The sequence below is a fragment of the Hydrogenophaga sp. genome, from assembly GCF_028698005.1.
GTDB lineage: Bacteria > Pseudomonadota > Gammaproteobacteria > Burkholderiales > Burkholderiaceae_C > Hydrogenophaga.
Window position 1 is genome coordinate 1 of the sequence record NZ_JAQVEJ010000113.1, and the last position, 9,867, is coordinate 9,867.

11 protein-coding genes and 2 pseudogenes are annotated in these 9,867 nt (G+C 68.4%); 2 read left to right on the forward strand and 11 right to left on the reverse strand.

The features are described from left to right. Window positions 1–64 precede the first annotated feature (64 nt). A pseudogene (locus PHQ87_RS11295) lies at window positions 65–406 on the forward strand (histone); the annotation flags it as partial. A 112-nt stretch (window positions 407–518) separates the two neighbouring features. Here the strand turns inward: PHQ87_RS11295 and PHQ87_RS11300 are convergent. The 9 genes and pseudogenes from PHQ87_RS11300 to PHQ87_RS11335 all read right to left on the reverse strand — a co-directional run bounded on the left by PHQ87_RS11300 (window position 519) and on the right by PHQ87_RS11335 (window position 6,742). Beyond that, complete coding sequence (locus tag PHQ87_RS11300; RefSeq protein ID WP_300234159.1) at window positions 519–1,400, reverse strand: carbohydrate kinase family protein; 882 nt, start codon at window positions 1,398–1,400, stop codon at window positions 519–521. Window positions 1,401–1,421: 21 nt separating this feature from the next. Continuing rightward, window positions 1,422–2,099 (reverse strand): DUF3426 domain-containing protein, encoded by a 678-nt coding sequence (locus PHQ87_RS11305; RefSeq protein WP_300234162.1) that lies wholly within the window; start codon window positions 2,097–2,099, stop codon window positions 1,422–1,424. Window positions 2,100–2,203: 104 nt separating this feature from the next. Further along, window positions 2,204–2,368, reverse strand: coding sequence for a hypothetical protein (locus PHQ87_RS11310; protein ID WP_300234164.1), 165 nt, complete (start codon window positions 2,366–2,368; stop codon window positions 2,204–2,206). 121 nt (window positions 2,369–2,489) lie between these two features. Then, window positions 2,490–2,594, reverse strand: a pseudogene (locus PHQ87_RS16075) (zinc-ribbon domain-containing protein); the annotation flags it as partial. A gap of 63 nt (window positions 2,595–2,657) precedes the next feature. Next, window positions 2,658–3,539: a 50S ribosomal protein L11 methyltransferase gene (prmA, locus tag PHQ87_RS11315; RefSeq protein ID WP_300234183.1), complete on the reverse strand. Its 882-nt coding sequence runs from the start codon at window positions 3,537–3,539 to the stop codon at window positions 2,658–2,660. Between the two features lie 7 nt (window positions 3,540–3,546). Beyond that, the gene (gene accC, locus PHQ87_RS11320; protein ID WP_300234167.1) at window positions 3,547–4,896 is read right to left on the reverse strand and encodes an acetyl-CoA carboxylase biotin carboxylase subunit; all 1,350 of its coding nucleotides are present in this window, start codon (window positions 4,894–4,896) and stop codon (window positions 3,547–3,549) included. Window positions 4,897–4,911: 15 nt separating this feature from the next. Further along, complete coding sequence (gene accB / locus PHQ87_RS11325; protein WP_300234170.1) at window positions 4,912–5,382, reverse strand: acetyl-CoA carboxylase biotin carboxyl carrier protein; 471 nt, start codon at window positions 5,380–5,382, stop codon at window positions 4,912–4,914. Window positions 5,383–5,606: 224 nt separating this feature from the next. Beyond that, a complete protein-coding gene (locus tag PHQ87_RS11330) occupies window positions 5,607–6,128 on the reverse strand; it encodes a TlpA disulfide reductase family protein (protein WP_300234172.1) in 522 nt (173 codons plus the stop codon). Next, window positions 6,125–6,742 carry a hypothetical protein gene (locus tag PHQ87_RS11335; RefSeq protein ID WP_300234174.1) on the reverse strand — a complete coding sequence of 206 codons (618 nt, stop codon included), beginning with the start codon at window positions 6,740–6,742 and terminating at the stop codon, window positions 6,125–6,127. Before PHQ87_RS11335 ends, PHQ87_RS11330 begins: the two co-directional genes overlap by 4 nt. A gap of 83 nt (window positions 6,743–6,825) precedes the next feature. Between PHQ87_RS11335 and mpl the strand changes: the two genes are divergently transcribed. After that, on the forward strand, window positions 6,826–8,277 hold the full coding sequence (gene mpl / locus PHQ87_RS11340; RefSeq protein WP_300234176.1) for a UDP-N-acetylmuramate:L-alanyl-gamma-D-glutamyl-meso-diaminopimelate ligase: 1,452 nt from the start codon (window positions 6,826–6,828) through the stop codon (window positions 8,275–8,277). Here the strand turns inward: mpl and PHQ87_RS11345 are convergent. Together PHQ87_RS11345 and PHQ87_RS11350 are read right to left on the reverse strand one after the other, a co-directional pair. Then, window positions 8,271–8,591: a hypothetical protein gene (locus PHQ87_RS11345; protein WP_300234178.1), complete on the reverse strand. Its 321-nt coding sequence runs from the start codon at window positions 8,589–8,591 to the stop codon at window positions 8,271–8,273. The genes mpl and PHQ87_RS11345 overlap by 7 nt on opposite strands. Window positions 8,592–8,734: 143 nt before the next feature. Beyond that, window positions 8,735–9,865, reverse strand: coding sequence for a 3-deoxy-7-phosphoheptulonate synthase (locus PHQ87_RS11350; RefSeq protein ID WP_300234181.1), 1,131 nt, complete (start codon window positions 9,863–9,865; stop codon window positions 8,735–8,737). Between the last annotated feature and the right edge of the window lie 2 nt (window positions 9,866–9,867).

Sequence of the window (9,867 nt, forward strand, 5' to 3'; positions counted from 1 at the left end):
GCCGTCTGCCGTGTGAAGTGCCCATAGCAACTTGATCAAGGAGAACACAATGGCAACTGCAAAGAAGAAGGCCGAACCGGCCAAGAAGGCGGCACCGGCCAAGAAGGCAGCACCGGCCAAGAAGGCAGCACCGGCCAAGAAGGCGGCACCGGCCAAGAAGGCGGCACCGGCCAAGAAGGCGGCACCGGCCAAGAAGGCAGCACCGGCCAAGAAGGCGGCACCGGCCAAGAAGGCGGCACCGACCAAGAAGGCGGCACCGACCAAGAAGGCGGCACCGGCCAAGAAGGCGGCACCGGCCAAGAAGGCGGCACCGGCCAGGAAGGTCGCCGCCGCGCCGGCGCCAGCAGCCAAGACCAAGCTGAATCCGCAAGCGGCCTGGCCCTTCCCCACGTCCAGCAAACCGTGACCGTGAACTCCTCCGGGCCGCTGCGAATCACGCATCGGCATGGGAGGAGACACCCGGCACTCGCTGAGCGCAAGCCCGCGGGCGTATGCCCCCGGGCTATTTCATTGGCCGATCACAAGGTGTAGTTCTGGCCACCGCGCCGGGCGATCTTCAGCGCCCCCAGACGGTTCCCCAGGGTGGCGCATTGCACGAGCGGCCAATCCTGCAGCAGGCCATGCAGCATGGCGGCACGGAACGCATCGCCGCAGCCCGTGGGATCGACCACGGTCTCGGCCTTCACGCCCGCCACCCGCGTGACCCTGCCATCGGCATAGACGTCGCAGCCCTGTTCGGCCAGCGTCACCACCAGCCCCCGCACGTGGGCCGCGATCTCGTCCAGCGCCATGCCGGTGCGCTCGCTGAGCATGCGCCCCTCGTAGTCGTTGACCGCCACCCAGCTCGCCAGCTCGATGAAGCGACGCAGCTCTTGGCCATTGAACATCGGCAGCCCTTGCCCCGGATCGAAAACAAAGGGGATGCCCGCCGCATGCAGTTGCTCGGCATGCTGCAGCATCGCATCACGGCCGTCGGGCGCGATGATGGCCAGCCGGATGCCCGCGTCCGTGGGTACGCGGTTTTCATGCGCCTGCGACATCGCGCCCGGGTGAAAGCCCGTGATCTGGTTGTTGTCCCGATCGGTCATGATCATCGCCTGCGCCGTGTAGTGATCGGCCGCCGTGCCAATGAAGCGGGTGTCGACACCCAGACCGCGCAGGCGCTCGCAGTAGTCCTGCCCGTCATTGCCGATCATGGCCAGGGGCACCGCCGGCGAACCCAGTTGCCGCAATCCATAGGCGATGTTGCCGGCACAGCCGCCAAACTCGCGCCGCATTCCCGGCACCAGGAACGACACATTGAGAATGTGCAGCTGGTCCGGCAGGATCTGCTCGGCGAAGCGCCCTTCAAAGGTCATGATGGTGTCGAACGCCAGGGAGCCGCAAATGAGAATGGACATGCCGTCTGAGAAATAAAAGGGTCAGGGATAAAAGAGCACGGCCTGGTAGCCGGACATGGCGCCGGTCTCGGCCAGCGAGATCGACAGGCTCAAGGTCAGGTCGAGGCTGCCGCGGGCCGGCACCACCACCGGTGTCCCGGGCAACTCCCGGGGCAGGAATACCCGCCGCGCCAGGAGATCGTTGCGGGGGCCGGTCAGACTCAACTCCAGCGCCGGCATCGCCACCGGCACATCGGCCTTGTTGCGCAGCACCAGATCAAAGACGTAGAAGCTGCCGAGCCGGCGCGCCAGATGGGAGCTGTCGATCACCACGTCGTCGATGCGCCGCACCGGTGCGATCTCGCAGCCGGCCTTGGCGCACGCCGATTGCAGCAGGGGCCGCGCCGCGGGCCACCGGGCCGCCACCTGGTCGCGTTCGTGCCAGACCCATTGGGACAGCAGCAGCCCGGTCAGCGCCAGCACCAGCAGCAGCAGCACGGCGCGCACACCGGGCGACGACCAGAAGGCTCGGCGGCGGGCCTGCACGACGAAGTCCGGCAGCGCGGGCGCCTCGTCACCCCGTGGCGGCGGGGCGGTGTCCGCAGGGTCCGGGTCGGCGGGCGGCGCCACTGTCCGGTCCGTGTCCGGGACCGGCACCACCGGCGCCCGCATGGGCGCCGACGGCGTTGCACGCCCCGAGGTCGGCGAGGCTGGCGGCATCTCTGCCAGTATGGGGGCAGGCGCCGGCGGGGGCGGCGGGGCGGGATCCGGATCGACCTCGGCCGCCGAGCCCCGCACACGTTGCGCATAACGGTGCAGATCGGTCAGAAAATCTTCATCCTGCCAGCCGGCGTCCTCAGGCTCAGGCTCAGGCTCAGGCTCAGGCTCAGGCTCAGGCTCAGGCTCAGGCTCAGGCTCAGGCTCAGGCTCAGGCTCAGGCTCAGGCTCAGGTACCGGTGCCGGTACCGCCACCGAGCCGGAGGCCTCATCCCCCACCACGCCACCCGACGCGTGCTCCGGCACGGGCGCAGTCCCGGCGGACGGGCCCGCCGGCGCCGGCTCCACCTGCTGCGCGGGCCAGTCCTGCAGGTTGATCGTGGCATCGAACACATCCGAGCAATAGCCACAACGCACCCAGCCATCCGATATCTTGAGCTGATCGGGCACGACCCGGAAGGTCGTTCCGCAAGCAGGACATCGGGTGGTGTAACTCATGCGGAGATTATTGCAGGCCACCGTGCCGGCACCCGGGACACGACCACCCCGCGAAGCGCGCGTTCAGCGACGGGCTGTCATGAGGATCCAGCCATCCTCGCTGTCATGGACCGACAGCGCCAGCCAGGGTGCATAGGCCTCGCGCAGCTCCTCGGCCTGGCGCTCCAGAATGCCGGCCAGCACCAGCGCCCCGCCCGGGCGGACATGGGCACACAGCAGCGGCGCCAGCACTTTCAGCGGTGTGGCCAGGATGTTGGCCAGCACCACGTCGTACACGCCCTGCGCTGTCTCGGGCAGGCCGGCCTGCAACTGGACCTGGTTGGCCTCGGCGTTGAGTCGCGTGGCCTCGACCGCGGCCGGGTCGATGTCCACGGCGTCGATGCGGGCCGCGCCAAACTTCGCCGCGCCGATGGCCAGGATGCCCGAGCCACAACCGTAGTCCAGCACGCGCTGCCCCTGCGTTCCCTGGGTGGCGATCCAGCGCAGGCACATGCGGGTGGTCGGGTGTGTGCCGGTCCCGAAAGCCAGGCCCGGGTCCAGCCGGATCACCTGCTGCGCCGCGGCCGGCGGCTCGTGCCAGCTCGGCACGATCCAGAAGCTGGGCGTGATCTCGACCGGATCGAACTGCGATTGCGTCAGACGCACCCAGTCCTGCTCGGCCACGGCCCTGACGCCGATCACCTGGCAACCGTCGAAGAAGTCCTGCGCCAGCAGCAGCGCACCGGCTTCGCGCGCCGCATCCTCGGCCGAGAACAGTGCCACGATGCGCGAGCGAAGCCAGCCTTCCTTGGGCGGCGGCATGCCCGGCTCACCGAACAGCGCCTGCTCGGCCGGCGTCAGCGCATCGGCATCCTCGACCGAGACACTCAGCGCGTCCAGCGCGTCCAGCGCCTCGCTCACCGGCTCGACGGCCTCTTCCGGCACCAGCAGCACCAATTCATGCATGTTCATGTCACCTGTCGTGCTGCGACAGCCAGTGCTCAAGGTAATGGATGTTCGTGCCACCGGCCGAGAAGCTGGCATCCACCATCAGCTCGCGGTGCAGCGCAATGTTGGTGTTGATACCCTCGACCACCGTTTCAGCCAGCGCCGTGCGCATGCGCGCCAGCGCCTGCTCGCGCGTGTCGCCGTGCACGATGATCTTGCCGATCATCGAGTCGTAGTTGGGCGGCACGAAGTAGTTGTTGTACACATGCGTGTCGACGCGCACGCCCGGGCCACCAGGGGCGTGCCAGGTTGTGATGCGACCGGGCGAGGGCGTGAACTTGTACGGGTCCTCGGCGTTGATGCGGCACTCGATGGCGTGCCCGCGCAGTTGCACCTGGCGCTGGGTGAACGGCAGCTTCTCGCCGGCCGCCACCGCAATCTGGGTGCGCACGATGTCGATGCCGGTGATCATTTCCGTCACCGGATGCTCGACCTGCACGCGCGTATTCATCTCGATGAAATAGAACTCGCCGTTCTCGTACAGGAACTCGAAGGTGCCGGCACCGCGGTAGCCGATCTTCTTGCAGGCGGCGGCACAACGCTCGCCGATCTTCTCGAGCAGGCGGCGCGGGATGCCCGGCGCCGGCGCCTCCTCGATCACCTTCTGGTGGCGCCGCTGCATCGAGCAGTCGCGCTCGCCCAGATAGACCGCGTTGCGGTGCGTGTCGGCCAGCACCTGGATCTCGATGTGGCGCGGGTTCTGGAGAAACTTCTCCATGTAAACCTCGGGGTTGCCGAAGGCCGCACCGGCTTCCGTCTTGGTGGTCTGCACGGCGTGCAGCAGGGCCGCCTCGGTGTGGACCACGCGCATGCCGCGCCCACCGCCGCCGCCGGCGGCCTTGATGATCACCGGGTACCCCACGCTCTTGGCAATGCGCTTGATCTGCGCCGGATCGTCGGGCAGGGCGCCGTCGGAGCCGGGCACGCAGGGCACGCCGGCCTTGAGCATGGCCTGCTTGGCCGAGACCTTGTCGCCCATCAGGCGAATCGACTCGGGGGACGGACCGATGAAGGTGAAGCCGCTTTTTTCGACGCGCTCGGCGAAATCGGCGTTCTCGGACAGAAAACCGTAGCCCGGGTGGATGGCTTCGGCATCGGTCACCTCGGCGGCCGAGATGATGGCCGGCATGCTGAGGTAGCTCTGGGTCGGTGAGGCCGGGCCAATGCATACCGCCTCGTCGGCCAGGCGCACGTACTTGGCATCGCGGTCGGCCTCGGAATAGACCATCACCGCCTTGATGCCCATCTCGCGGCAGGCGCGCTGCACACGCAACGCGATCTCGCCGCGGTTGGCGATCAGGATTTTCTTGAACATGGCCACGGTGAAGCCTTACTCGATGACGAACAGGGGCTGACCGTACTCGACCGCCTGGCCGTTCTCGACCAGGATCTGGGTGATGGTGCCGGACTTGTCGGCCTCGATCTCGTTGAGGATCTTCATGGCCTCGACGATGCAGACCGTCTCGCCTTCCTTGACCGCCTGGCCCACCTCGACGAAGGGCTTGGCGCCCGGCGCCGACGCGCGGTAGAAGGTGCCGACCATGGGTGACTTGACCGTGTGCCCAGCCGGCGCCGCGGGCGCAGGCGCCGCGGCGGCCGGGGCCGTTTCGGCAGCCGCGGAGGCAATGGCAGGTGCGGCCACCGGTGCGGGAGCGGCCACGTAGGTCACGGGGGCGCCCATCATGCCCGCCGGCAGGCTCTTGACGATGCGCACCTTGCCTTCGGCCTCGGTGATTTCGAGCTCGGACACGTTCGATTCGGACACCAGATCGATCAGTGTCTTGAGTTTTCTCAGATCCATGTTTTCTCCAACGAATTTCGGACAAATGGCTCTATCTGCGTTCTTTTTCACTCAATTTCGCAGATTCACCTTCGCCGGGGTGCAGCAGTGTACACGAAGGATGGCGCCGGAAACAGCCGGCCGTCGGAGGCAGGATGCGGCCTTCGGGCCGCCAGCAAAGCGTCGCGGAAGCACACTTTACCCGCATTTCGGCACACATGTCGCCACGCAGCGACAAATTTGGATTATCGCGCCAACCCGACCCATTGCCGCAGGTCACCGGCATCGACCTTGCCGATCTTGCGTCCGGCCACCCGGCCATCGGTGTCCAGCACGACCGTGAACGGCAGCGCACCGCCGGTGTTGCCCAGCGCCTGACTCAGCTCGATGCCGGCCATGCCCACCATGCCCACCGGGAAGGTCAGCGGCATGCGCTGCAGAAAGCGCTGCACCGCTTCGACCCGGTCCGCCGCCAACCCGACCACCTGCCAGCCGCGCCCGGCCTGCTCGCGCGCAAAGGCATCGAGCAGAGGCAGCTCCTCGACACAGGGCGGACACCAGGTGGCCCAGAAGTTCACCAGCAAGGGGCGCCCGCGCAGCGCGGCCATGGCCAGCTCGCCCCCCTGTGGCCGCTCGAAGCGCTGTGCCCACAGAGCCTCCTCGGCGCCCGGCTGCGCCGGACCGCCACGGTAGCGCCACCAGGCGACGCCGGCACCGCTGAGCCCGGCCGTCACGGCCGCCAGCGCCATCAGCCCGCGGCGGTTCATGCGCCCCCCTCCGCCGCCGCCTCGGCCATGCGCGCACGCAGGGCTGCAGCATCGCCGCGCGGGCTGCGACCCTGCGCGTCGGGGCGCAGGGCGCCCCGGTCATCGTCCGGCCCGTGCACCATCAGATGCACCAGCACCGGCTGCCCGAGCGCGGGATGGCGGTCGCGCAGCGTCAGCACCTCGACCGCTTCACCGCGCAAGCCTGTCATCGAGCCCGGGTGGTAGTCCACCCGCCGGTCCAGCAGGCGCCACTCCACGACCTTGGTGTCGTCGCAGAACAGCGGCAGGTAGATATCGCTGTGGGCCGTGGCGGTGCCGTGCCAGACGGCGCCGCCGACCAGGGGCCGGAACTCGTCCAGGCGTTCCATCCAGCGCAGCGCCACCTCGCGCAGCGCGGCCAGTTCCCGCGCCTGCGTTTCGGGGCAGAAGATGGCGATGTGCTCGCGCACGGCCGCCTCCAGCGCCCAGTTGTCGGGCATGGCGACGCGGCGTGCCAGGCCCAGCTGACGGACGGCGCGCTGCTTGGCCGGACCGTATTCCAGGCCCTCCTCGACCACCAGCCGGGCCGCGGTGGCCAGCAGTTCGCCGGCCGCATCGTCTCTGAGCAATGTCATGCCCCGCATTGTGCCCCCACCGCACCCGGTCAGTCCCGGGTGTCGTCCATGCCCGCACGGGTTGGCGGCCATAGAATCCGGGCATGCACATTCATATCCTGGGCATTTGCGGCACCTTCATGGGCGGTGTGGCGGCCCTGGCCCGCGAGGCGGGCCACCGTGTCACCGGCTGCGATGCCGGTGTCTACCCCCCCATGAGCGACCAGTTGCGCGCGCTGGGCATCGAGCTGATCGAAGGCTACGGCGCCGACCAGATGTCCCTCAAGCCGGACATGTTCGTGATCGGCAACGTGGTCAGCCGCGCCCGGCAACCCGACGGCACGCCGAAGTTCCCCCTGATGGAAGCCATCCTCAACGCCGGTGCACCCTACACCAGCGGTCCGCAGTGGCTGGCCGAGCACGTGCTGCAGGGCCGCCACGTGCTGGCCGTGGCCGGCACCCACGGCAAGACCACCACCACCTCGATGCTGGCCTGGATCCTCGAGGTCAACGGCCTGCAGCCGGGCTTCCTGGTGGGCGGCGTGCCCATGAACTTCGGCGTCTCCGCGAGACTGGGAGGCGGGGTGCCTGTGCGCGCTGCGCCGGCAAAGGAGGCGCCCGCGCAGGCACCCCACCGCCCAACCTTCGTGATAGAAGCAGACGAATACGACACCGCCTTCTTCGACAAACGCAGCAAATTCGTCCATTACCGCCCGCGCACGGCGATCCTGAACAACCTGGAGTTCGACCACGCCGACATCTTCGACGACCTGGCCGCCATCGAGCGCCAGTTCCACCACCTCGTGCGCACCATCCCCGGCACCGGCCGCGTGGTCGTCAATGGTCTGGAGGAGAGCCTCGACCGCGTGCTGCACCAGGGCTGCTGGAGCGAGGTGCGCAGCTTCGGTGCCGCCGTGAGCGACTTCTCCGCCCTGGGTGAGCCGCACGCGTTCGACGTGCTGCAACGCGGCCAGCCGGTGGCACGCGTGCAGTGGGCCTTGTCGGGCCAGCACAACCAGCTCAATGCGCTGGCCGCCATCGCGGCGGCCGAGCACGTGGGCGTGGCACCGGCCGACGCCGCACAGGCGCTGTCCTCATTCCAGAATGTGCGCCGCCGCATGGAGACGCGGGGCCGGGTGACGCTGCCGGACGGTGGCACCGCCGTCACCGTGTACGACGATTTCGCTCACCACCCGACGGCGATCCGCACCACGCTGGACGGCTTGCAGCGCCGGCTGCGGGCCCAGGGCGACAAGGGGCGCCTGCTGGCGGTGTTCGAACCGCGCAGCAACACCATGAAGCTGGGCACCATGAAGTCGCAACTGCCCTGGAGCCTGGAGGCTGCCGCACTGGCGTTCTGCCACGCGGGCGGGCTCGACTGGGATGCCGCCGGCGCCCTGGCCCCCATGGGCGAGCGCGCCCATGTCGCGCCCGACATCGAAGCCTTGGTGGCGCAGGTGCGCGCGGCCGCCCGCCCGGGCGACCACATCGTCTGCATGAGCAACGGCGGCTTCGGTGGCATCCACGACCGCCTGCTGCGGGCGCTGGCTCAGTAGCCGATCGTCATGGCCGGCACGTCGACGGTGATTGCCGGCTTGGCCAGCGCGGCACTGGCGGCACGGGCAAAAGTGAGGGCCCACTCCTTGTTCTCAGCATCGCTGAAATGCCTTTCGCCGGCGGCATTTGCGACCGACACCACTTTGTCGGCGGTCAGCACCTTGCCCGTCAGGCGCAGCGGCTCGCACTGGAAGGCAGCAAACTGCTCATCCAGCCAGGCACGGGCCTGGTCGTGCGGCATGGGCTGGACTTCGTCCAGATCAAAGGTGTAGGTGGCAGGGCCGCCCCAGGTCACGGTCACTTGGCTGCGCATCTGCAAGACTCCTTGGCGAATGGATGATCGGTGGCTGGCACCTCGCCATTGTGCCCCCGGCCCCGCCCGCCGGGTACCGGAGCGGGTGCGGGACTTCCCTGAATCGCCGGGACCAGGGGCCCCTGCCGATGGCCTTCCGGCACTCAGCGGTGCCCCTGGCGCCCTTTGGCGACGGCATGGGCCAGCACGTCCAGCGCCTCGACCGTGTCGTCCCAGCCCAGGCAGGCATCGGTGATGCTCTGGCCGTAGCGCAACTGTTCCATCGAATCCTTGCCGGCCGTGAACTTCTGTGCACCGGCCTCGATGTGGCTTTCGATCATGACGCCGAACACGCTGCGCGAGCCACCCGCAATCTGATCCGCCAGGTCACGCGTGACCACCAGTTGCCGCTCGTGCTGCTTGCTGCTGTTGGCGTGGCTGCAATCCACCATCAGCCGCGGCGGCAGCTTGGCAGCCGCCAGCTCCTGCACGGCCGCGGCCACACTGGCCGCATCGTAGTTGGGTGCCTTGCCGCCGCGCAGGATGACGTGGCAGTCCTTGTTGCCGCGGGTGCGCACGATCGCCACCTGGCCGTTCTTGTGCACCGACAGGAAATGGTGGCCGCGCGCGGCGGCCTGGATCGCGTCCAGGGCGATCTTGAGGTTGCCGTCGGTACCGTTCTTGAAGCCGATCGGTGCCGACAGCCCCGAAGCCAGTTCGCGGTGCACCTGGCTTTCGGTGGTGCGCGCGCCGATCGCGCCCCAGCTGATGAGGTCGCCGATGTACTGCGGCGAGATCACGTCGAGGAACTCGCTGCCGGCCGGCAGGCCCAGGCGGTTGATCTCGATGAGCAACTGGCGCGCGATGCGCAGGCCCTCGTCGATGCGGAAGCTCTCGTCCAGGTAGGGGTCGTTGATCAGCCCCTTCCAGCCCACCGTGGTGCGGGGCTTCTCGAAATACACGCGCATCACCACTTCCAGCCGGTCGGCGTACTTCTCGCGCAGTGGCTGCAGCCGGCGCGCATAGTCGACGGCGGCGGCCGGGTCGTGGATCGAGCACGGCCCCACCACCACCAGCAGGCGGTCGTCGTGGCCGTGCAGGATGTCATGGATGCGCCGGCGGGTCTGGCTGATCAGCTTCTCGACCGGCGTGCCGACGATCGGGAAGAAGCGGATGAGGTGTTCGGGCGGGGGGAGCACGGTGATGTCCTGGATGCGCTGGTCGTCGGTCTGGCTGGTCTTGTCGGCAGGCCGGGCATACCAGGTATCGCTGGCGGTGGTGGTCTTGCTGGTCATCG